Consider the following 21866-nt stretch of genomic DNA (forward strand, 5'->3'; position numbering starts at 1 on the left):
TCATCGCCTCGCGAGCAGGCCCTGCGGCCGCAGCGCCAGCACCAGCACCATGATCAGGAAGGTGACGACGATGGCGTAGGTCGGGATGTAGACCGAGCCGAGCTGCTCGGCGAGGCCGATGATGACGGCGCCGAGCGCCGCTCCCGGGATCGAGCCCATGCCGCCGACGATCACGACGACGAGCGAGGCGAGCAGGAACCGCGTATCTTCGCCCGGCGACAGCGACTGGAAGGTGCCGCCGACCACGCCGGCGATGCCGGCAAGGCCCGCGCCAAGCGCGAACACCAGCACGAACACCAGCTGGATCCGCACGCCGGTGGCGGCCAGGATGTCGCGGTCGTCGACGCCGGCACGCACGATCATGCCGATCCGCGTACGGTTGAGCGCCAGCCACATCGCGATTCCGATCACGACGGACGCAGCGAAGATCACCAGCCGCACCAACGGGTATTGCAGATAGACCGGTTCGCCCGATGATTTGATCGCGGTCAGCAGCGGCAGCTGGATCGGGCCGATCAGCCAGCTCGGGGTCTGGATCTGGTAGAAATCGCCGCCGAACACCCAGAGCATCAGATCGGCGAACACGATCGACAGCCCGATCGTCACCATCGTCTGCCTGAGGTCCTGACCCTCCATGCGTCGGAACACGACGAGCTGCAGGATCACGCCGACCAGCGCCACCGCGATGAAGGCGATGATGAAGCTGAGGAGCCACGACCCGGTCCAGCTGCTGATCGCGTAGCCGACATAGCCGCCGAACAGATAGAGCGAGCCGTGCGCAAGGTTGACGTTGCGCATCAGGCCGAAGATCAGCGTGAAGCCGCTGGCCACCAGGAAGTAGAGCCCGCCGAGCGTGATGCCGTTCAGCACCGCGTTGAGGAACACGCGCTTGCGGCCGATCGCGGCCTCCAGCCCCGGCGGCCAGATCGCGAACACCAGCCACGCGAGCACCGCGACCGCGATGATCACGATCAGCGCCCAGGCCGGATGGCGTTCGATGAACCTGGCCATCTCCGTCGCGTTCCCTCACTGGTCGCGACCGTCTGCCGGGCCGCGTGTCCAGTATCCTACCGAGGGCGTAAGCTCAGGATTTGATCGACAGTATCTTTTATCGTGCGCTCCGGAACTCCTTCACGGCCGCAACACCTTGGCGGCGCGGCGATAGTCGGTCGGGGCCATGCCGACATTGGCGGCGAAGAAGCGGGTGAAGCCGCTCTGCGAGGAGAAGCCGAGGTCGAAGCCGATATCGGCGATCGGCGTCTCGGTCGCCACCAGCGCATCGAGCGCCTGCTCCATGATCAGCGTGTTCATGTAGAGGTGAGGGGTGACGCCGGTCTGGGTGCGGAACAGCCGGTAGAAATGCGGCCGCGACAGCCCGGCCTCGCGCGCGATCGCATCGAGCTCGATCTCGGCGCCGGGGCTTTCCGACATCAGCTTGATCGATTTGCGCACCCTGAAATCGGTCACCGCGGCCGCCGCGCGCGCGTCCTGCGCGGCCTGCCAGCTCTCCTCGTAGCAGGAGTCGATCAGCTGCCGGAGTTCGCAATCGAGGCTGCGCAGCGACGGCGCGCCGCACACTAGTGCTGCGGTGCGGCGGATCAGCCGGTCGAGCGCTTCGGTGCGCGGAAAGAAGGTGCGGCCGAACCGCAGGCCCTGTGCCGTCGCGGGCTGCGGCGCGAACCATTCGGCGTTGACATAGAGCACGAAGAAGATCGCGCCGTGATCCATGTCGGTCGGCAGAAAGTTGTGCGGTTCCCACGGGTTGACCGCGACGACGGTGTCGTCCTTGAGCAGCAGCCGCTGCTCCGAGACGTCGATCTGCGCCGGCGTTCCGCCGACATGAAAGATCAGATGCCCCTCGCGGTGCGCATGCACGTTGAAGGGACGGTTCAACTGATAGACCGTCGCGCGACCGAACCGGCCGTGGAAGACGGCAAGCGCCCTGCTCATGCCTCCCCTCCCGCGGGATGTTCTTGTCTTTTCGACAAGCGTTCATCATCCGCCCGCGGAAAGCAAGGGCGAGCAGGGCACATCATGCAACCGCGCGCCTCGTCATGGCCGCCGTGCCTGCACTGCAACAAATACGTCAGTACTTCTTGCACTCCGGGACCGTGCGGCTCGGCAGGCCGATCTTGGCGAACACCGCCGGATCGTAGCCCAGCGTCTGGTTGACGTTCGGGATCACCTTGACGACCTTGCTGAACAGCGCGCCCTTGCCGTCATCGACCACCTCGGTGACGAAATTGGTGCCGATCGCCTGGCGGTTGGCGTCGAGCTTGATCTTGCCGTTCGGCGCGTCGATCTCGATCTTCGCCAGCGCGTCCTTGAGCTTGGCCTGGTTGTTGGAGAGATCGCCATTGACCTGGCGCAGCGCCAGGATCAGCGCCATCGTCGAGCCGTAATAGTTGGTCGCGAGCAGCGACGGGCTCGGGAAGCGTTTGGCCGGCGGGAAGGCATCCTGATAGGCCTTCACGAATTTCTGCCAGCCCGGATCCTCCCAGGTATCGGCCTGGCCGCTGGCGGCGATGGTGCCGATCAGCGCGTTCTTGGCGTTGCCCTTCGACGACAGGATGGTCTGGTCGATCATGATCGAGCCGCCCATCAGATGCGCCTTGCCGCCGGCCTGCTGATACTGGTTGAGGAAGTTGACGGCGTCGGCGCCGCCGAGGCCGAGATAGATCGCGTCGACGTCATCAGGCAGCGCGGCGATCACGGAGGCAAAGTCCTTGGTGCCGAGCGGCACCCATTGCCGGTTGGTGACCTGGCCGCCGGCGCCGCAGAACTCGAGCACCAGGCCAAATACCTGGGTGTAGATGAAGGAGTAGTCCTCGCCGACGGTCGCGATCTTGCGATAGCCCTTGGTCTCATAGGCGTATTTGCCGAGGCCGACCTGCCACTGCGCGCCGTCCATGTTGTAGCGGAAGAAGTTCGGCGCCGGATCGACATAGGTCGTCTCCTGCGCGCCGGAGGCGGCGTTGACGAAGGTCAGCTCCGGATGGGTCTTGGCGAAGTTCTTGACCGCGATGCCTTCGTCGCCAGACAGCGGCGACAGCAGGATCTGCACCTTGTCCTGCTCGATCAGCTTGCGCACCGCGCGCACCGCGGAGTCGGGCGTCGCGTCGGTCGAGGCGACGACGAATTCAAGCTCCTTGTCGCCGATCTTCTTGCCGAGCACGTTGAGCGCCGTCTGGAAGCCGCGCATGCCGTCTTCGCCGAGCACCGTGTAGGTGCCCTCGAGCGTCGCGGTGACGCCGACCTTGATCTTCTCCTGAGCGAACGCTGTGCCCGAAAGCAACAGGCTGCTCAACGCAATCAGTCCCAAACTGCCTTTCAACATCGCGCTCCTCCCTCTGTGTTGTCGCCGGCGTCCACCTGGCGTGCGAAGGCTGATGGCGTCCGGTTGTTGCCGGCAAAGCTAGCCGAAGGCGGGCGCGGCGCGGATGTCGTCGGCGCGTGGTGGCTTAACGGGCAGTCTCATTTTGATTGTTGCGCCGCAGCGCGGCTCGCGGCGCAATGCCGCGGAGCTTGTTCGGTGTCGTCAGCGGGCAAGCTGGTGACCAGTATTCCAGAACGGTCCTGCTTGAGCCGCGAGTCACGGCGCACTGGATGCCCGCATGTGCGGGCATGACACCGGAGAGAATGCCGTCCATGGCTCTCTTCGCACGTCGTCCCGGCGAAAGCCGGGACCCATACGCCGCGGCGGGTGTCGTGAACGGGACTCGTCGTTCCACGTCGTTCAACAATCACGCTCGGTGGTTATGGGTCCCTGCCTTCGCCGGGACGACACCGAATGTGTTGCGCGGCTGGTAAGTCATGCTTTTGTGTTCTCGCGACATGATCTGTCCGAGCTTTGCTCTTCGTTCCGCCCTGGCTCTTGAAGAGGCGCAGGGAAACCCGGATACCGATCGCACCCCATGGGTCCCGTGCAAATGGAAAGCGCGGGATGTAAGACCACAGATGTAATCGGAAACATCCGGCTTTCTCCGCGCGCGCTCCCCCGGGCTTGGTTGTCGCCGCTGCCGCGAAGATGCTTCGCATCTCACGGGGGGACACCTGCCACTAAGCGTCAAGCCTGCACGACTTCGCCATTCGCCTTGCGCGCTCTCGTCAGTTTCACGCTCGGCGTCCACCGCATCTCACACCGCGTCCGTGACGATTGCGAAGCGCCCCTCGCGACGCGCGTGGCGGATTGCTCGCAAGATGTGGCCGCCGGAACCGATGGTGGCGCGCATCGGAGATTCCGATAATTGGGACGAACGTCGAAGTTCCCTTGCGTTTGCCCAACATTGTCCATCATGAGTCTATCAACTTCGCGTGTGGTGCCTGTTGAATGCGGAGACAGGGGATCGCCGGAACCCGAGGTGCACAGACTCGGGTCGCGTCAACAGGCAGGCGGAGCGGAACAATCAAGCAAATCGTGGTGCGACGATGCCTGCCGCCTTTGCCGGGGCGGGCAAGGCGAAGGTATTTCATCGCTGCAGCGCGGCGCGTTCTGCGTTCGGCGTGCGTCGCTGTCGTCGGTTGCTCGCTGTGCGAGCAGGCTCACGCGCTCGACTTCTTTGGCCTGTTCGGTTCCGACGATCCGCCGCCGGTCAGCGCCACGACGCTGTCCTATCGGCTGGAGATCGAAGCCAAGACGCCGGAGGGCAAGAACGATAGCGACGCCGAACAGGCATTGCGCGATACCGCCGGCACCTATCGCCTTCGACAGGAACCGCCCCCGGACGGGGAAGGTCTCGCGCGCCGGCTGCAGGCAGATATCAATCCGCTGCTCGATGCCCTTTGGGGGCTTGGCCGCTACAACGCCCAGATCGATGTGACGATAGATGGAGTTCCAATCTCCCTCGACGAGATCGGGCTCGCCGCGGCGGCGCGTCGGGCCGACAGCTTTCGCAATCGGACCGTTGTGCCCGTCAAGGTCATCGCGCGACTTGGTCCGTTGTTCAAGCTGCGTGCCGTTGATGTAGACTATCCGCGCGACCAAGCGCCGCAGGGATTGCCGCGCCGCGCGTTTGCACTGAAGTCCGGCGATCCCGCGATCTCTGCCGACCTGCGCGCCGCGCAGGTGAAGCTCGTCGACTGGTTCCGCAGCAACGGACATCCGCTCGCGAAGGTCGCCGACGTCAAGGCCACCGTCGATCATGGCGCCGCCGCGATGGACCTTCGGCTGCGGGTCGAAGCGGGCCCCAAGGCCGGCATCGGCGCCGTGACGATCTCGGGCGGAGACGTCGATCCGAGAGTAGTGGCCACGCACGTCTACCTGAGGGAAGGCGAGCCCTATTCGCCAGAGCGGCTTGCCTTGGCGAAAACCTCGATCGCAAAGATCCCGGCCATCGGGGGAATTCGCGTCCGCGAGGAGGACAAGCTCGATGCCAATGGCAATCTGCCGGTCTTCATCGATTTGACGGAAAGGCCCAGGCACGCGGTGGGCCTCTCGGCGAAATATTCCACCGTCGATGGTCCCGGCATTGCTGGCTACTACGAGGATCGGAACATATTCGGCGGCGGCGAGCGCCTGAGGCTCGAAGCGTCCGCCTCGCTTTTGCAACGGATCGACGGCACGTCCTTCTCCGGCTTCAATAATCTGAGCGGCTCGGATTTCGGCGCACGGTTTACCGGCACCTTCATCAAGCCGGGCTTGTTCGGTACGGCCAACGATCTACTGATCGAGGCCACTGCGTTCCGCGAGCGTGTCGGCAACAACGACCTCGGCGGTTACACTGACGACACGGTGCGCGGCACGTTCGGCGTGATCCATCGCTTTTCGGAGGCGGCTTCGCTGCAGGCCGGTCTCCAGGTCGAGCAATCGAAATCGCAGGACGTGCTGGGGCGGGTCGATGCGACATTGATCGGCTTCACGGCGACCGGCCGCTACGACACGACAGACAATCCGCTCGACCCCACGCGCGGTGTGCGCCTCTCGGCGACCGTCAATGCCTATCCGAAGCTGATGGGTTCCACGATCGATCTGTTCGAAGCGCGGGTTGCGGGCTCGGCCTATTATGCGCTCGACGAGCAGGCCGACTACGTTCTGGCGGGGCGGTTGGCCGCAGGTTCGCTTGCGGGCGCGCCGCTCGACCAGATTCCGGACGCACATCGCTTCTTCGCTGGCGGCGGCGGATCCGTGCGCGGTTACGGCTTCAACACCATTTCGCCGATGATGTTCGGTCAAATCACCGGTGGTCGCAGCCTGATCGAGGGCTCCGCCGAGGTGCGGGTCAGGATCACGCCCACCATCGGCCTCGTGCCATTCTTCGACTTTGGCACCGCCTCCCGATCATCCCTGCCAGGCTTCGACGACTATGTGGGCTACGGCGCGGGACTTGGCTTGCGCTATCTCACGCCAGTCGGCCCGATCCGCCTTGACGTTGCGACACCGCTGAACCCTCGCCCCGGCGACAGCCGTTACGCGATCTATGTCAGCATTGGGCAAGCCTTCTGATGCGCATCCGACGGCTGTTCATTATCGGTTCCGCCGTCGCGGCCTTGGGTCTCATCGCTGCCGCGGTGCTTGGTGTCGTTCTCTACGGAATGGTGGGCGGGAGCAGCGAGAACCAGCAGGATGTGCTGGCCAGTCTTGTCTCGCGGACGCTCTCGACGCCGGCGACCCAGGTCCATGTCGGCGCCGTCGATGGTGTGCTGTCCTCGGATGCAACGGTCCGCGACGTTAGCATCACCGACAAGGACGGGGTCTGGCTGACGCTCGACAAGGCGCGCCTCGTCTGGCGACGCAGCGCACTGTTGCTGGGGCGGCTGGAAATCGACCGTCTCGAGATCGGCACGCTTGAGATCAAGCGAAAGCCGCTTCCGTCCGATCAGCCTGCCGCCGAGTCCGATCAGCCGATCCTGCCTGACCTTCCGGTGAAGGTGCAGGTGAAGGCTTTCGACCTGCGGGCCCTGACGCTGGGACAGTCGATTCTGGGTGAAGCTTTGAGTGTCGCGGCGACCGGCAATACCGAGCTCGGCTCGCCCTCGGAAGGGCTCGTCTTCAATCTCGATGCCACCCGCAAGGATTTTCCGGGCCACTTCAAGGCCGCTCTCGCCTACGTTCCGCAGGGAAATGCGCTTACCCTCAACGTCACGCTCGACGAGCCAGCCCACGGACTCATGTCGAAGCTCGGCCATCTGCCGGGCGAGCCGCCCGTCACATTCGCACTGGGCGGCAAGGGCACGCTCGACAGCTTTCGCGGTGCCCTGAAGTTGCAGGCCGGCCCGACGATCGATGCGACCGGCACGATTACGCTTGACCGAAACGGCGCGGCCCGAGTGCTCGCAACGCGCCTTATCAGCCACCTCGAACCGTTGTTGCCGGCGATCGCCGCGCCGGTCTTCGCCGGCGAAACCAATCTCGACAGTACGACGCATTTTGGTGACGACGGCAGCGTCGCCCTGAACGGGCTGACGCTGACGAGCCGTCTCGCGCGGCTCGACGCGAAAGGTCTGCTCGGAGCCGACAAGGTCGTGGATTTCGCGGCTTCGATCCGCGCCTTGCCAAGCAACGGCGACGTGACCGAGACTGACCAAGGCTCGATCCGCAGCCTCGTCTTCGACAGCCGCGTCAACGGCCCAATCAAGGCTCCTACAGCATCGGTCAAGCTCGCGCTGTCGGGTGCTCATCTGCCGGACGGAGACGTCGAGACGCTTGATGCTTCGATCACGGCCGTTCCTCGTGCCGACGCCAGCGATCCAGCAACGCGCATCATCCTTGACGCGAACCTGCGCGCTTCCGGCATTGCGCCACGCGACGCGAGTTTGGCGGCCGCGATCGGTAACACCGCGTCGCTCGTGCTCCATGGCGATACCGACCTGGGCGGCCGCGCCAGGATCGAGCGTCTCGAGATCGGCACATCAACGGTTCAGGCCACCTATACAGGCGATGTCAGCGCCGATCGCCTGAATGGCCGGGCAACCGGAACCGTGCCCGACCTCGGCGCCTTTGCTGACCTTGCCGGGTTGAAGCTCAAGGGTTCGGTGGCGTTCGGCCTCGATCTCGACACGGATTTACAGCGTGGCAGCTTCGATATCAGAATGTCAGGTGCCGGCGAGAAGCTTGCGACGGGACTTGCGGCGCTCGATGGGCTCGCGGGGGCGCGGCTCGCACTCGCCGCCGACATCTCTGGCGATGGCCGCGACACTTACACGGTCCGCGGCGCGTCGATCGACGGAGCCCATGTTGCGGTTCGCGCCAAAGGAACAGTGACGCGCGACTCGAGCGACCTGTCGGCGCGTGTGGACCTGCCGGATCTCTCGGCGGCCGATGCGCGCCTCACCGGTGCGGGAGCTCTCGACGTCGGCCTGACCGGCGGGCTCGCGCATCCCGGGGTTTCGTTCGCGGCTTCGGTGGATCGCGCCACCGCCATGCGACGTCCGATTCCGCATCTGGCGCTCGCCGCGACGGTCAACGACATCAACGGAGTCTGTGCCGTCGAGGCCAAGCTCGACGGCTCCGTCGACGGCAAGCCAGCGCGCGGGATTGTTCAGGTGAGTCGTCGATCGTCGGAGCCCGACGATCGCGCAGCTCCCGCCGCTGCCGGTTGGCACGCAAAGACCATCGACATCGCGATCGGATCGGTATCCCTGAAGGGGGCAGCAACGATCGACGCCCAGAGATTCGCCAGCGGGCAGATTCGCTTCGCAGCCGGGGCGCTCGCCGATCTCTCGCCGCTTGCCCTTACAGAGCTCGCCGGTTCGGCCTCACTCGACCTTGCCGCTTCGGCCGATGGCGGCCAACAGTCGATCCGGCTTGCCGGCAAGGGCGCGGGAATCCTCGCCGCGGGTGCGGCGATCCGCAGTTTCGATCTGCGCGCCGATGGCGCCGATCTCTACAGCCATCCGGTGCTCAATGCTGATGCGCAGGTCAATGGTGCCGAGTTCGGCGGTCAGACGGTCTCCAACGTCACGCTAGCGGCCTCGGGCAATGCCGATGCGAGCACGATCGGCCTGTCCGCCAAGGCTGCCGGATTCGATCTCGATGCCGCGGGTGCACTGACCACCAGGGAGCGGGTGCGGTTCGATCTCAACCGCTTCACCGCGCGCCGTGGTGCCAAGGGAATCGCGCTGCAGGGCCCCGCGGGCTTCACGCTCGACGATGGCACGGTGCTGATCGAGCATCTGGCGCTCGCGATTGGACGTGGCCGCTTCACGGTGGACGGCAAAGCCGGCCAGGTGCTCGACCTCAAGGCCGTGGCCAGCGCGATCCCGCTCGGCGAGGCCGATGTCGCGATACCTGGTTTGGGCCTGAGCGGGACCCTCGACGCGTCAGCCGCGATTGCGGGCTCCATGAGCGCGCCGATCGGCCAGTACAAGGTCGCGGTCAAGCAGCTCACCGCGCCGCAGACCAGAAGCGCCGGCCTGCCGCCGATCGACGTTGCCGCGGACGGACGACTCGATGGCAGCCGCGCGAGCCTGAACACCACAATTGCCGCGGGAAGAGCCGGCGCGATCACGGCGTCGGGCACGGTGCCGCTCGACGCCACAGGTCCGATCGCGCTGTCCGCGAAGGGCCGCCTCGATGCCGCCATCGCCAATGCCACGCTTTCCGCTTCCGGTCGTACCGTATCCGGCAGCGTCGCGCTCGATGCGCATGTCAGCGGCACGCGCACCAGGCCCCAGATCGGCGGTGTCGCGACCATGAGCGGGGGTACCTTCCGCGACAGCATGCTCGGCACGCGCCTCGATGCCGTCGAGGCGAAAATCACCGCCGAAGGAGAGCGCATCGTCGTGGAGCGCCTGACCGCGGTGACGCCCAACGGCGGTACGTTGTCCGGCTCTGGTCAGGTACGGGTCGCCCCGGATGCAGGTTTTCCAGGCACGATCTCGATTCGCGGTCAGCAGGCGACGCTTGCTTCCAGCGCGCTGGCGACCGCGCAGGCCAATCTCGCTATCGACGTCACGGGCGCCCTGGCGCGCGATCCGCGGATCGTCGGTCGCATCGACTTGACTCGCGTCAACGTCGATATTCCGGATCGCCTGCCGTCGACGCTGAAGCCGATCGACGGCATCAACCATGTGAACGCCTCGGGGCAGGCCGCTGCACGGCTCGCGGCTGCGCGCAAGGCCGAAACGCCGAAAGGCAACAAGAAGCGTCCGGCGCTCTTCAACGCCGCGCTCGACGTGACAGTTTCGGCGCCGAACCACGTCTTCATCCATGGCCGCGGGGTAACCGCGGAACTCGGCGGCTCCGTTCATGTCGGCGGCACGAGCAACGCGCCGGTTCCGAAGGGGGCTTTCTCGCTCTATCAGGGCAAGCTGGTGGTGCTCGGAAAGACGCTGACCTTCACCAAGGGCAATCTCTCGTTCAACGGCGATCTCGCGCCCGAGCTCGATTTCGCGGCAGAGATACAGGCCTCTGACATCACCGCGCAGGTCGGAATCTCGGGCCCGGCGGCCGCGCCGGTCTTCGCCTTCCATTCGCAGCCCGAGTTGCCGCAGGACGAGATCCTGTCGCGCATTCTCTTTCAGAAGGCTTCGGGCAGCCTGACGACCTCGCAGGCCGTGCAGCTCGCCGGGGCCGCCGCTCAGTTCGCAAGCGGTGGCGAGGGAACGGTGGACCGCATGCGCCGCTCGCTCGGGGTCGACAATCTGGATGTGGGCGCCGGAGCGGGCGGTCCGATGGTCGGTGCCTCGCGCGCGATCGGCGACAGGCTAAGCGTGGGCGTGCGGACGGGCGCGAGCGCCAGCCAGTCAGGAGTGTCGGCCAATGTCGACGTGACGCGCCATATCCGCGTCGAGTCGGATGTCGATGCGAAGGGCTCGACATCCGTCGGAGTCGGCACGCGATTCGAATGGTAAAGGCGACCGAGATCGCGCCTCACTTCGTGGTGTAGCCGCCGTTCACCAGGATGGTCTGACCAGTCATCCACCAGCCGTCCGACACCAGCAGGCGGATCCACGGCACGATGTCCTTGATGTCGGTGAGCCCGGTCCTGGAGAAGCCCGACAGCGCCGCCGCCGATTTGTGATAGGCGACCGCGTCCGCGCCTTCGGCCGGATAGAAGAACGGCGTGTCCATCGGTCCGGGTCCGATTGCGGTGACCGAGATGCCGCGCGCGCCGAACTCCTTCGATGCTGCGCGGGTGAAATGCTCGACCGGCGCCTTGGTCCCGGCATAGGCCGCGTAGAACGGCGTGTAGGCGCCGAGCAGCGACGTCACCAGCGTGCAGATCTTGCCGTTGTCGTTGACGTGGCGGCCGGCCTCCTTGAGAAAGAAGAACGCGGACTTGGCGTTGACCGCGCTCATCGCGTCATATTCGGCCTCCGAGATCTCGACCATCGGTTTCTTCAGCACCTTGCCGACGGTGTTGATCGCGATGTCGGGGCGGCCGATCGCGGCGACCGCCTCGGCGAACAGTTTTTCCATCGCGCCCGATGTCGTGAGGTTGGCCTGGAAGGCGACCGCCTTGCTGCCTGCGGCCTGCAGCGCCGCCACCGTCGCGTCGGCATCGGCCTTGGTGGCCGCGCTGTTGTAGTGGATCGCGATTGCCTTCGCGCCGTGGGCGGCGAGATCGCGCGCGATCAGGCTGCCGAGATTCTTGGCGCCGCCGGCGATGATGACGGTCTTGCCCTTGATGCTGTGGTCGGTCATGGCGTTTGCCTCTCCAGGTCTCGCGGCCGCGCCCTGCGGCCGCTTTCTGGAGAGGACGATATCGTCTAGAATTTGCCGATAAAGCCGTGCATTCTGATCTCACTTGTCGGTAATGGCGAACAATCGGGGACGATCTTGGACCGCATCGACCTGTTCCGCATCTTCGCCCGCGTCGTCGAGTGCGCGAGTTTTACGCGGGCGGCCGATACGCTGGGCCTGCCGCGCTCGTCGGTCTCGTCAGCGGTCGCGGAACTGGAGCAGCGCGTCGGCGCGCGGCTGCTGCATCGCACGACGCGAAAGGTGTCGCCCACGCATGACGGCGCGGCCTTCTACGAAAGAGCCTTGCGCGTCGTTGCCGATGTCGAGGAGGCCGAGACCCTGTTTCGCCACGCCGCCGCCGAACCGTCCGGCAGGCTCAGGGTCGACGTGCCCGGGCGGATCGGCCGCCTGATCATCGCGCCGGCGTTGCCGGCTTTCCTTGATCGTTATCCGCAGATCAACATCGATCTCGGCGTCACCGATCGCGCTATCAACCTGATCGAGGATTCCGCCGATTGCGTCGTGCGCGTCGGCCCGCTCAGCGATTCCGGTCTGATCGCGCGGCCGCTCGGCAATCTGACGCTGATCAATGTCGCAAGCCCCGGATATCTCGCGCGCCACGGCACGCCGCGAACGCCCGACGATCTCGGCGCGCATTGGGCGGTCAACTACGCCTCGCCCTCCACCGGCCGCATCGAGGAATGGGAGTGGTGTGAGCAGGACGCAACGCGCACGGTCGCCATGCGCGGCCGCGTCACCGTCAACAGCGCCGAGGCCTATATCGCCTGCTGCCTCGCCGGCCTTGGCCTGATCCAGATTCCCGCCTACGACGTGAAGCGGCACCTCGATGCCGGAGAACTCGTCGAGCTGATGCCGCGGCACCGCGCCGCGCCGATGCCGATGACCTTGCTCTATCCGCACCGTCAGCATCTGTCGCGGCGGCTGCAGGTGTTTGCCGACTGGCTGACGGATTTGCTGAAGCAGAAGCTGCTCGCGGTGGAGTAGGGGCGCAGGCTGGCGTTCCCGGTCGTCGGGACGTATAATCTCGGTGCTCGTGACGGTAATCTGATGACCACTTTGGTAAGCAAACTCGGCCCCGCAATCGCAGTGTTGGCGCTGTGCCTGGGCGGCCAGCAGCAGGCCAGTGCCCAGGCCGGCCCGGTGCGCTACTGGACGCCGGGCTCGCTGTTCGGCTTCGGCGGCAGCCTCGCCGACGGCCAGAAGGCGGATACCTACGGAAACTTTCCGAGCTTTGACGCCGCCGGCGCGCAAGGCGGCGATTTTTCGTATCTGAACGGCCGGCCCGACGGCTGGTTCGCCGGCAGCGAAGGCGGTCGCGTCGGCTGGAACGCGCTCGGCCAATCGGCGGCGTTCGGCTCGCTGGAATATCAGGGCGCGCAGTTCGGCTACAATTTCAGGGGCGTCGGCAATACGCCCGTGACCTTCTTCGCCGGCTTCGACACGCTGAAATACAATCCGCCCGGTGCCGGCGGGCCGCTGGCGCCGTTCAGCGGCAATCCCGGTGTCAACGCCGGCTATTCGGCGCGCGCGGGACTCGAGTTCCGGCCGACTTCGAATCTCAGCCTGTCCTTCGGCGCGAGCTTCACCCAGCAAGGGGCGGAGCGGATGGACAGCGACATTCATTCGCAGCTGCTGCCCGGCCAGTCTCCGGTCCTGTTCGGCGGGCGCTGAAGCGCGATGAGATTAGGCTGAATCGTTATCGCGCTTTAGCTCTTTGTTTGAGCATGATCTTTTCGGAAAACCGCTTCGCACTTTTCCGAATCATGCTTTAGCGCGTCAGCGCAAGACGGCAGCGCCGCGGTCCTGATTCAACCAAAACTTCAGAACCCAAGAAGGCTCGAAGTCACGGGCACAGTCAGGATCGAAACATGGACATGCAGGGCAAGATCGCACTCGTCACCGCCGCGGCATCCGGCGCGGGCCGCGCCGGGGCACGCATCCTCGCGCGCGAGGGCGCGGCGGTCGCGGTGGTCGACCAGAACGAGGCTGGCGCGAAGGCGGTGGTCGACGAGATCAAAAAGGGCGGCGGGCGCGCGCTGGCGCTGACCGGCGATCTGCGCGACGACGGCTTTGCGCGCGACATCGTCACGGCGACCGTGAAGGAATTTGGAGCGCTCGACTGCGTGTGGAATCACCTCGGCATTCCCGGTCCGTCCGTGATCGACGATCTGGAAGGCTGGGATCTCAGCGTCGATCTCAACCTGCGCTCGCAGCTGATCACCACCAACGCGGCGCTCGGCCAGATGACCGCGCGGCGTCAGGGCAGCATCCTGTTCACCGCATCGACCTCGGGCCTGGTCGGCTCGCCGTGGAGTCCGACCTATTCGGCGGCCAAGGCCGGCGTGATCGGGCTGGCGCGCGCGCTCGCCAAGCGCCACGCCAAGGACGGCGTCCGCGTCAACGCGATCTGCCCCGGTGCGATCGACACGCCGATGCTGCGGGTGTTCGTCAACCGGCCGGACCAGCCGGGCCACAACGAGGCCGATCCAGAGGAGCTGATCAAGGCCGCGGTCACCCGCAATCCGATGGGCCGCGCCGCGCGTCCCGAGGAGATCGCGGAGGTCGCGGTGTTCCTGCTGTCGGACAAGGCGTCGTTCGTCACCGGTATCGCGATGCCGGTCGACGGCGGGACGGTGGCGTAGCGTCTTCCAGGAATTGCCCTAAAGCATGATCCGGAAAAGTGCGAAGCGGTTTTCCGAAAAGATCATGCTCAAACAAAGAGCTAAAGCGCGATGACGATTCAGCCTAATCTCATCGCGCTTTAGAACTTCGCCCTGATGCCGGCATAGGCGGCGAGCGGTATGCCGGGCACGAAGGTGCGCGGATCGGTCAGCTGCGCCATCAAATTGGGCGCGGCTCCGGCGCTGGCAAAGCCGCCAGTCTCGTAGAACGCGCCGCCGAGATAATAATGCTGGTTGAAGACGTTGTTGATCAGGCCGAACACCTCGATATCCGGCGTGATCCTGTAGGAGGTGTGCAGGTTCACGACCGCGTAGGCCGGGACCTTCTGGCTCTGGTTGGTGTCGTCGCCGATCAACCACTGGCTGCCGACCACGTTGATGTCGGCGCCGACCTTCCATGCGTCGGTGGCGAGGTACTCGACACCTGCCTTGAAGCGGTGCGCCGGAATGCCCGGGATATGGTCGCCCGGCTTGACGTTGATGAACCGGACGTCATCGTTGTTCGGGTCGGTCAGGGCGTTCGGGTTGTCGGGAGCCGGCAACGTGTTTGCGCTTCGATAGGTCGCGTCGATGAAGGTGTAGTTGGCATAGGCGTTCCAGCGATTGACGCGGTAGTCGAGCTTGGCTTCGATGCCCTGCCGCAGGGTCTGTCCCGCATTCTGGAAATAGCCGAAATTGCCTGTGCCGATGGGGCTCTGCACCCGGATGATGTCGTCGTCGGACAGAGTGTGGAACGCGCCGACGCCCCAGCTCAGCATGCCGGTCCTGGCGTCGTTGCCCCAGGTGCCGCGGAAGCCGGCCTCGATGGTGTGCGACACCACCTGCTTGAGCGGCGGATCGGACACCAGGAAGGAATCGATGACGCAGGGGCGGGCCGGATCGGAGCAGCCGAGCTCGAGCGGCGTCGGCGCGCGGTTGGCCTCTGAATAGCCGGCATAGAAGGTGAGGTTCGGGGTGATCTTGTAGGTGCCGCCGATCACCGGGTTGAGGCGCTGGAATCGGTTGCTGCTGTTGAGCTGGTCATTTGTCCCGGTCTGGTCCTGCAGATCGATCTGGGCATAGTTGAATCGTCCTCCAGCAGTGACCGAGAACCTGTTCGTCACGTCGAAGGTATCGGTGAGATAGACGCCGGTGTAGGTGTTGGTGGCGCGCAAGTCGACCGGGGCGAGACCGGCATCGGGCTGGTTGATGAAGATGCCGGTGCCGGTCACGAACAGGTTGTTCGGATCGATCGTTCCGAGCTCGCTGGTCGCCGTGAATTTCGTGTTGCCGTGGTCGACGCTGACGCCCATCACGACGTGGTTGTCGTGTCCGAACAGCTTGTCCGAGTTGGTCAGCTGGGCTGTGCCGCCGAAGCTGTTGGTCGCGGCCCGGTTGCGGTCGACTTCGCCAAGGAAGGCGTTGCCCAGCGTGTTCGGAACCGAGGGACCTCCCGCCGGACCGAAAATCGGCAGGTCGTCGCCGATGCACAAACTGTCTTCCCCGTCGCAGGCATGCACGTCGGTGCCGTTGCCGTCGACATGGGTCTGCCGGAAGCCGCGGAAATAGGCATTGCCCTGGAAGGACCAGGTATCCGAGAAATTATGGTTCAGCGTGGCGTTGACGAAGGCGAGCTGAAGCAGCGTCGTCTGCGGCCAGGTGTAGACGCTCGACCAGCGCTGATTGAGCATCTGCACCGGCGTTGCCGCAACGTTGCCGAGCAGGTTGCTGGCGCCGGTGAAATTGACGTGAAATTCGGTGTCGTCGTTGCGTGCGCCAACGTCCACATACATGCGGTTGATGTGCGACGAATTGGCGTAGTCGCGCCAGCCGCGATCATACGCGGATTCGAACGCAGCGTAGGCGGAGATGTTGTCCCTGTGGCCGCCGGCCTGCACGCTGCCCTGCACGCGCCCGTAAGAGCCGCCGAACAGTTCAGCCTCGGAGCCCTGATAGGTGAAGCCGTTCTTCATCTGGATGCTCAGCGCGCCGCCGATCGCGTTGAGGCCGAACACCGGATTGTTCGGAAACAATGCGACGCTGTCGATGGCCTTTTCCGGGATGAAATCCCAGTTGACCACGTCGCCCCAGGATTCGTTGATGCGCACGCCGTTCTGATAGACCGCGATGCCCTGCGGCGTGCCCTGGACCGGCGAGGCGGTGAAGCCGCGGTAGTCGAGATTGCGCTGGAACGGATTGCCGGTCTGGTCGCCGAGCGTGACGCCGGGCAGCTTGCGGTTCACAGCATCGAGGAAGTTGGTCGAGTAGTTGTGGCTGAAATCCTGCGTCGTCATCACCGCGGTGTTGGACGGGACCTTGTCGCGATCAATCAGGGTGGAGTCGCGATCGGAGGGGCCGGGTGCAGCGGTGCCGACATCGGGTCCCGCTGCCGGAGCAACAGGTCCGGTTCGGGTTCGCGCGGTTCGCGTGGTCCGAACCACCGGCCGTGCCGCCGGCCTTGCGCTGCGGGTGCCGGCCAGAGGTGTGGGCGCAATCACGTTGACGGGCGGCAGTTCAGTGGGGGCCGGATCGGCCGTCTGAGCATGCAGGACAGTCGATGGCAGTGCAGAGCCAATAACAGCCAGCACGGCCGCAGCGCAGCGCGTATAGACCGAAGAAGACAAAAACCGTGTTGCCGCACGCAACAACGCAGCAGCCATGACGCCCACCCCCAAGCCGCGGTTCGGCTTGATCCCCGACGAACCTTGGCTCGGAGACTGCGGGAACGCCCTTGCTTTGGCAAACAAGATCAATCCCGGGGGACCGGGATTCTTTTCCAACTGTAATCGGGAAAAATTCCCGATTTTGATGGACGGGCACACGCACACGATACGGGCGGGATGATTCCGGCCGACTTGGCGCAAATTCGTGCCCAAAAGGCGGGCATCGCCGCCTTTTGGGACCGCCTATCGTCTCAGTCCTTGAACTCGCAGCCGAGGCGCTGCAGGGCCTCGTCGACCCAGCGGCGGTCGCTGGTGCCGGCGAGGATCTGCTGGATGGCCTTTTCCTCGGTGGCCTTCTTGGCCTCGGTCAGCTTGCAGATGGCCTCGGCGTCGTCATAGGGCACGCAGAGCACGCCGTCGTCGTCGGCCACGATGAGGTCGCCGGGCTCGACGATCATGCCGTCGATCGAGATGGCGCAATTGATCTCGCCTGGGCCATCCTTGTAGGGGCCGCGATGGGCGACGCCGGCGGCGAACACCGGGAATGATCCGGCGCGGATCGCGCCAGCATCGCGGATCGAACCGTCGATCACGAAGCCCGCGACGCCCTTCTTCTCGGCCAGCGTCGACATGATCTCGCCGATGATGGCGTTGACCAGCACGCCGCCGGCATCGACCACGATGACGTCGCCGGGCTGGGCCAGGTCGATCGCCTTGTGGACCATCAGATTGTCGCCGGGCCGGGTCTTGACCGTCAGCGCCGGGCCGCCGAGCCCGCCGCCCGCGTGCATCGGCCGCAGCCGGTTGGTGCCCGCGATCCGTGACATCGAATCGCTGATATTGGCGACCGGCAGGGTGCGGTAGCGCGCGACGAGATCGGGCGACACTTTCCGCTTCGCCTTGTGAATAGCAAATCCTATGGCCATCGGTTTTCTCCGGTGTGTTGGGCGTGATTGTACGTTTGCAATCGGGACGACGGAAATATCTTGCTTGTAGGACCATCACCGTCATTGCGAGCGAAGCGAAGCAATCCATGCTTCCGCAGATGCGGAGCGATGGATTGCTTCGTCGCCGACGCTCCTCGCAATGACGGGGCCGTAAACATCGATCGCTTCGCTCAATGCGCGCGGCGGTCGAGATGGGCGTTGAGGCGAGGATAGACGCGGCGGGCATTGCCTTCAAAGATCTTGGCCTTGTCCGCCGCGCTCAGCGGCAGCGCGTCGATATAGCGCCGGGTGTCGTCGAAGTGATGACCGGTTTCAGGATCGATGCCGCGCACGGCGCCGACCATTTCCGACGCGAACAGGATGTTCTCGACGGGAATCACCCTGGTCAACAGCTCGATGCCGGGCAAGTGATAGACGCAGGTGTCGAAGAACACGTTCTTCAAGAGATGCTCCGACAGCGGCGGCAGCTTCATGTCCTGCGCCAGGCCGCGGTAGCGGCCCCAGTGATAGGGCACCGCGCCGCCGCCATGCGGGATGATGAACCGCAGGGTCGGGAAGCGCTTGAACAGGTCCGAGGTCAGGAACTGCATGAAGGCGGTGGTGTCGCCGTTGAGGTAATGCGCGCCGGTGCCGTGGAAGCAGGGATTGCAGGACGAGGAGACATGGACCATCGCCGGCACGTCGAGCTCGACCATCTTCTCATACAGCGGATACCACCATTCGTCGGTCAGCGGCGGATCGCACCAATAGCCGCCGGCGGGATCGGGGTTGAGATTGCAGCCGACGAAGCCGAGCTGCGTCACGCAGCGCTCCAGCTCCTCGATGCAGTTCGCGGGCTTGACGCCCGGGCTCTGCGGCAGCTGGCAGACGGGGACGAAGTTCTGCGGGAACAGCGTGCAGACCCGGTGCACGAGGTCGTTGCAGATCGTGGTCCATTCGCGGCTGGTCGCTTCCTTGCCGACGTGATGCGCCATGCCGGCGGCGCGCGGCGAGAAGATGGTGACGTCGGTGCCGCGCTCCTTCTGCAGGCGAAGCTGCGCGCCCTCGACGCTAGAGCGGATTTCGTCATCGGTGATGCCGAGATTGGTGGTGAGCGGCCGGCGCGACTTGTCGGCGAGGCCGGCGAGCTGCTTGTCGCGGAAGATCTGCAGCTTGGCCGGCTCGGTGGTGTAATGGCCGTGACAATCGATGATCATGGTTGCTTCCTTGGTAGGGGTGTCAGTGGGCGACGGATGACGGAATCGCGCCCGTCAATTCCGTCTCGCGCGGCTTGACGCGCATGGTGGCGGCGATGGCGGAGGCGACGAGCAGGAAGCCGGCGATGCCGACCAATGCCCAGGAGAAGCTTCCGGTGGAGTCCTTGATCAGGCCGATGCACCACGGCCCGATCAGGCCGCCGAACTGCGCCAGCGTGTTGACCAGCGCGATCGAGGCTGCGCCGGCCGCGCCGGTCAGCAGCGAAGCATTGATGCTCCAGAACAGCGGGTTGCCGGCGTTGAGGCTGAAGCCGACGATGCAGAGGAACACGAAGGCCAGCACCGGGCTCGCGACATAGGCGCTGCCGAGCATCGCAACCGCGGCGAGCAAGTAAACTGCTGCGAGATGAAACTTGCGATCGCCGGTCTTGTCCGAGCTGCGGCTGACCACGATGGTGCCAATGACGCCGAGCAGCGGCGGGATCGCCGAGAGGAAGCCGACCTGGATGTTGCTGAGATCGCCCATGCCCTTGATGATCTGCGGCAGCCACAGCAAGAGGCCGTAGATCCCGACCAGTGCGCAGCCGAACAGCGCCGCCAGCAGCCAGACCCGGATATCGAGCACGCATTCGATCAACCTGTGCTGCCCCTGTTGCTCGATCTCGGCCCGCTCGGCGGCGAGTTCGCCCTCCAGCCAGGCTGCCTGCTCCTTGGTGAGCCAGCTCGCCTTGGCCGGGCGGTCGGTGAGATAATAGAGCGTGAACAGGCCGAGCAGAATGGTCGGCACGCCCTCGGCGAGGAACATCCATTGCCAGCCGTGAAGACCGGCAGCGCCATCGAGCCAGGTCATGATGCTGGTTGAGATCGGCCCGCCCAAAACCGCCGAGAACGAGCCGGCGATGATGTATCCCGCCACCGCGCGGGCGCGATAGCGCGCCGGGAACCAGTAGGTGAGGTAAAGCACCACGCCGGGCATGAAGCCGGCTTCCGCGACGCCGAGCCCGAACCGCATCACATAGAGGCTGAGCGGATTCCAGACGAAGGCGGTCAGCGCGGCGACGAGGCCCCAGGTGATCAGGATGCGCGCCAGCCAGATCCGGGCGCCGAGCCAGTGCAGCATCAGATTGCTCGGCACCTCGAGCACCATGTAGCCGAGGAAGAAGATGCTGGCCGCGAAGCCGAAGATCGCGGGGCTGAGGCCGAGGTCCTTGTTCATCGTCAGCCCGGCATAGCCGAGATTGATACGGTCGAGATAGTTGAAGAACATCATCACGAACAGGATCGGGATCAGCCGCCAATAGACGCGGCGGATGGTCTGTTGTTCGAGCTCAGTGACGGACGCTCCGGCCATTGCAATCCTCCCGTTCATTGTGATGGCGTTCATTGGGTCGCGACGCCATTTCGGATGTTGTGGGGGTGCTCCACCTCGCGTTCGGCAGGCAGCCGTTCGGCGCCGTCCGAAGCTGCGCCTGCTGTCATCGTTCTGAGGTCGATGCCCTGCTGCTCGGGCAGCAGCAATGCCGCGCAGAAGGCGGCGGTGTAGCCGCAGATGGCGCAGATCGCCATTGCGTCGCCGAGATGCATCCGCGTCGAGAGAATGCCGACGGTCGCCGGCACGATCGAGCCGAGGCCGCGCCCGGCGCTCAGCGCAAAGCCGGCGCCGTTGGCGCGGATGCTGGTCGGAAACAGCTCGGCAAAGGTCGGCATCAGGCCGGAGGCGAGGCCGGCCTGCAGCGCGCCGAGGAAGAATCCGAGGATGACGGTGATGCCCTGGCCGATCGGCGCCTGGGTGTAGGCCGCGACGTTCAGCGCCTGGCAGATCAGGAACAGCATGAAACCCTTGCGGCGGCCGATGCGGTCGGCGATGAGGCCGAAGGCGATCGGTCCGACGAACGATCCGAAGATGTTGACTGCGAGATAGCCGGCGGTGTGCGTGACCGGCAGATGCAGCCCGGTTTGCAGATAGGTCGGCAGCCAGGTGATCATCACATAAGCCGCGCCGAGCGTGCCGGTGGTGAAGAAGGTCGCGACCAGCGTCTTGAACAGATGCTCGCCGGTGAAGATGGTCCAGAAGCTGTGCGTCGGCGAGGCGGCGCGCTGCGCCTGCTCCTCGACGAAGATCGCGGATTCCGGCACGAAGCGACGGACGAAGAACACCAGCAGCGCGGGGAGGATTCCAATCGCGAAGAACACGCGCCAGGCCATGTCCTGCGACAGCCAGCCGAAGATGACGGGAAACAGCGCCACCGACAGCGCATTGCCGACGGCGTATCCGCTCTGGATCGCGGCGGCGACGCGGCCGCGCATGCCGGCCGAAACCACTTCGGCGACCAGCACGGCGCCGACCGCGGCCTCGCCGCCATAGCCCATGCCCTGGACGGCGCGCGCGACCAAGAGATACCAGAAGCCGTCGGCAAAGGCGGCGGCAAAAGTCGAGACCGCGACCAGGAGGATGGTGAATTGCAGCACGCGCACCCGGCCGAACCGGTCCGCGGCAATTCCGGCGACCCAGCCGCCCAGGGCGGTGCCGATCAACGAGCTGGAAGCCAGAATGCCGGCGTCAGGCCGCGACAGGCTCAGCGTTGCGATCAGCGCCGGCGTGACCAGCGCGTAGATCGTGGTGTCCATCGAATCGAGTGCAAGGCCGCCGAAGGCGGCGAAGAAGGTCTTGCGTTCGACGGCGGACAGCTTGGACAGCCACCCCAGATTCATGTTCGTTTCCTCTTGATATCGCGGCCTCTTGCTGGGCCGTTTTT

The 21866-nt window shown here is 65.1% G+C and carries 15 protein-coding genes; 5 read left to right on the forward strand and 10 right to left on the reverse strand.

Going from position 1 to position 21866, the window contains the following annotated elements; genetic code table 11:
• The 4 genes from ACVIYL_RS16810 to ACVIYL_RS16825 all read right to left on the reverse strand — a co-directional run bounded on the left by ACVIYL_RS16810 (window position 1) and on the right by ACVIYL_RS16825 (window position 3650).
• Window positions 1-1011, reverse strand: a complete 1011-nt coding sequence (locus ACVIYL_RS16810) for a branched-chain amino acid ABC transporter permease (RefSeq protein WP_050387450.1) — start codon at window positions 1009-1011, stop codon at window positions 1-3.
• Between the two features lie 120 nt (window positions 1012-1131).
• Window positions 1132-1950: a helix-turn-helix transcriptional regulator gene (locus tag ACVIYL_RS16815; protein ID WP_016847806.1), complete on the reverse strand. Its 819-nt coding sequence runs from the start codon at window positions 1948-1950 to the stop codon at window positions 1132-1134.
• 136 nt (window positions 1951-2086) lie between these two features.
• Window positions 2087-3337 (reverse strand): ABC transporter substrate-binding protein, encoded by a 1251-nt coding sequence (locus ACVIYL_RS16820; protein ID WP_092081339.1) that lies wholly within the window; start codon window positions 3335-3337, stop codon window positions 2087-2089.
• Window positions 3338-3461: 124 nt separating this feature from the next.
• On the reverse strand, window positions 3462-3650 hold the full coding sequence (locus tag ACVIYL_RS16825; RefSeq protein ID WP_456779203.1) for a hypothetical protein: 189 nt from the start codon (window positions 3648-3650) through the stop codon (window positions 3462-3464).
• A gap of 770 nt (window positions 3651-4420) precedes the next feature.
• Here ACVIYL_RS16825 and ACVIYL_RS16830 point away from each other — a divergent pair.
• Together ACVIYL_RS16830 and ACVIYL_RS16835 are read left to right on the forward strand one after the other, a co-directional pair.
• Window positions 4421-6442, forward strand: coding sequence for an autotransporter assembly complex protein TamA (locus tag ACVIYL_RS16830; RefSeq protein WP_456779204.1), 2022 nt, complete (start codon window positions 4421-4423; stop codon window positions 6440-6442).
• Window positions 6442-10791, forward strand: a complete 4350-nt coding sequence (locus ACVIYL_RS16835; RefSeq protein ID WP_456779205.1) for a translocation/assembly module TamB domain-containing protein — start codon at window positions 6442-6444, stop codon at window positions 10789-10791. The genes ACVIYL_RS16830 and ACVIYL_RS16835 overlap by 1 nt, the downstream gene beginning before the upstream one ends.
• A gap of 19 nt (window positions 10792-10810) precedes the next feature.
• Here ACVIYL_RS16835 and ACVIYL_RS16840 read toward each other — a convergent pair whose 3' ends face one another.
• The gene (locus tag ACVIYL_RS16840; protein WP_456779206.1) at window positions 10811-11584 is read right to left on the reverse strand and encodes an SDR family oxidoreductase; all 774 of its coding nucleotides are present in this window, start codon (window positions 11582-11584) and stop codon (window positions 10811-10813) included.
• A 135-nt stretch (window positions 11585-11719) separates the two neighbouring features.
• Here ACVIYL_RS16840 and ACVIYL_RS16845 point away from each other — a divergent pair, with 135 nt between their 5' ends.
• The 3 genes from ACVIYL_RS16845 to ACVIYL_RS16855 all read left to right on the forward strand — a co-directional run bounded on the left by ACVIYL_RS16845 (window position 11720) and on the right by ACVIYL_RS16855 (window position 14286).
• On the forward strand, window positions 11720-12628 hold the full coding sequence (locus ACVIYL_RS16845) for a LysR family transcriptional regulator (RefSeq protein WP_456779207.1): 909 nt from the start codon (window positions 11720-11722) through the stop codon (window positions 12626-12628).
• Window positions 12629-12691: 63 nt separating this feature from the next.
• Window positions 12692-13315, forward strand: a complete 624-nt coding sequence (locus ACVIYL_RS16850) for a hypothetical protein (protein ID WP_456779208.1) — start codon at window positions 12692-12694, stop codon at window positions 13313-13315.
• Window positions 13316-13512: 197 nt separating this feature from the next.
• Window positions 13513-14286: an SDR family NAD(P)-dependent oxidoreductase gene (locus ACVIYL_RS16855; protein WP_253607047.1), complete on the forward strand. Its 774-nt coding sequence runs from the start codon at window positions 13513-13515 to the stop codon at window positions 14284-14286.
• A gap of 119 nt (window positions 14287-14405) precedes the next feature.
• Here the strand turns inward: ACVIYL_RS16855 and ACVIYL_RS16860 are convergent, their stop codons facing one another.
• From ACVIYL_RS16860 to ACVIYL_RS16880, 5 genes are all read right to left on the reverse strand, one after another.
• Window positions 14406-16964, reverse strand: coding sequence for a TonB-dependent receptor (locus ACVIYL_RS16860; protein WP_456779209.1), 2559 nt, complete (start codon window positions 16962-16964; stop codon window positions 14406-14408).
• 254 nt (window positions 16965-17218) lie between these two features.
• Window positions 17219-17893, reverse strand: coding sequence for an RraA family protein (locus tag ACVIYL_RS16865; protein WP_456779210.1), 675 nt, complete (start codon window positions 17891-17893; stop codon window positions 17219-17221).
• Window positions 17894-18084: 191 nt separating this feature from the next.
• Entirely contained in the window at window positions 18085-19110 is a 1026-nt protein-coding gene (locus ACVIYL_RS16870; RefSeq protein ID WP_016847664.1) for an amidohydrolase family protein, read from the reverse strand.
• A gap of 22 nt (window positions 19111-19132) precedes the next feature.
• The gene (locus ACVIYL_RS16875; protein WP_456779211.1) at window positions 19133-20461 is read right to left on the reverse strand and encodes an MFS transporter; all 1329 of its coding nucleotides are present in this window, start codon (window positions 20459-20461) and stop codon (window positions 19133-19135) included.
• 29 nt (window positions 20462-20490) lie between these two features.
• Complete coding sequence (locus tag ACVIYL_RS16880) at window positions 20491-21822, reverse strand: MFS transporter (RefSeq protein WP_456779212.1); 1332 nt, start codon at window positions 21820-21822, stop codon at window positions 20491-20493.
• Window positions 21823-21866: the final 44 nt, after the last annotated feature.

Source organism: Bradyrhizobium sp. USDA 3315, from assembly GCF_054056795.1.

Bases quoted from the DNA above. Each gene is read 5' to 3' on its own strand.
- ACVIYL_RS16835 (WP_456779205.1), top strand. From the start codon at position 6,442: ATGCGCATCCGACGGCTGTTCATTATCGGTTCCGCCGTCGCGGCCTTG.
- ACVIYL_RS16810 (WP_050387450.1), bottom strand. From the start codon at position 1,011: ATGGCCAGGTTCATCGAACGCCATCCGGCCTGGGCGCTGATCGTGATC.
- ACVIYL_RS16850 (WP_456779208.1), top strand. From the start codon at position 12,692: ATGACCACTTTGGTAAGCAAACTCGGCCCCGCAATCGCAGTGTTGGCG.
- ACVIYL_RS16860 (WP_456779209.1), bottom strand. From the start codon at position 16,964: ATGGCTGCTGCGTTGTTGCGTGCGGCAACACGGTTTTTGTCTTCTTCG.
- ACVIYL_RS16820 (WP_092081339.1), bottom strand. From the start codon at position 3,337: ATGTTGAAAGGCAGTTTGGGACTGATTGCGTTGAGCAGCCTGTTGCTT.
- ACVIYL_RS16815 (WP_016847806.1), bottom strand. From the start codon at position 1,950: ATGAGCAGGGCGCTTGCCGTCTTCCACGGCCGGTTCGGTCGCGCGACG.
- ACVIYL_RS16875 (WP_456779211.1), bottom strand. From the start codon at position 20,461: ATGGCCGGAGCGTCCGTCACTGAGCTCGAACAACAGACCATCCGCCGC.
- ACVIYL_RS16880 (WP_456779212.1), bottom strand. From the start codon at position 21,822: ATGAATCTGGGGTGGCTGTCCAAGCTGTCCGCCGTCGAACGCAAGACC.
- ACVIYL_RS16870 (WP_016847664.1), bottom strand. From the start codon at position 19,110: ATGATCATCGATTGTCACGGCCATTACACCACCGAGCCGGCCAAGCTG.
- ACVIYL_RS16865 (WP_456779210.1), bottom strand. From the start codon at position 17,893: ATGGCCATAGGATTTGCTATTCACAAGGCGAAGCGGAAAGTGTCGCCC.
- ACVIYL_RS16840 (WP_456779206.1), bottom strand. From the start codon at position 11,584: ATGACCGACCACAGCATCAAGGGCAAGACCGTCATCATCGCCGGCGGC.
- ACVIYL_RS16855 (WP_253607047.1), top strand. From the start codon at position 13,513: ATGGACATGCAGGGCAAGATCGCACTCGTCACCGCCGCGGCATCCGGC.
- ACVIYL_RS16825 (WP_456779203.1), bottom strand. From the start codon at position 3,650: ATGGACGGCATTCTCTCCGGTGTCATGCCCGCACATGCGGGCATCCAG.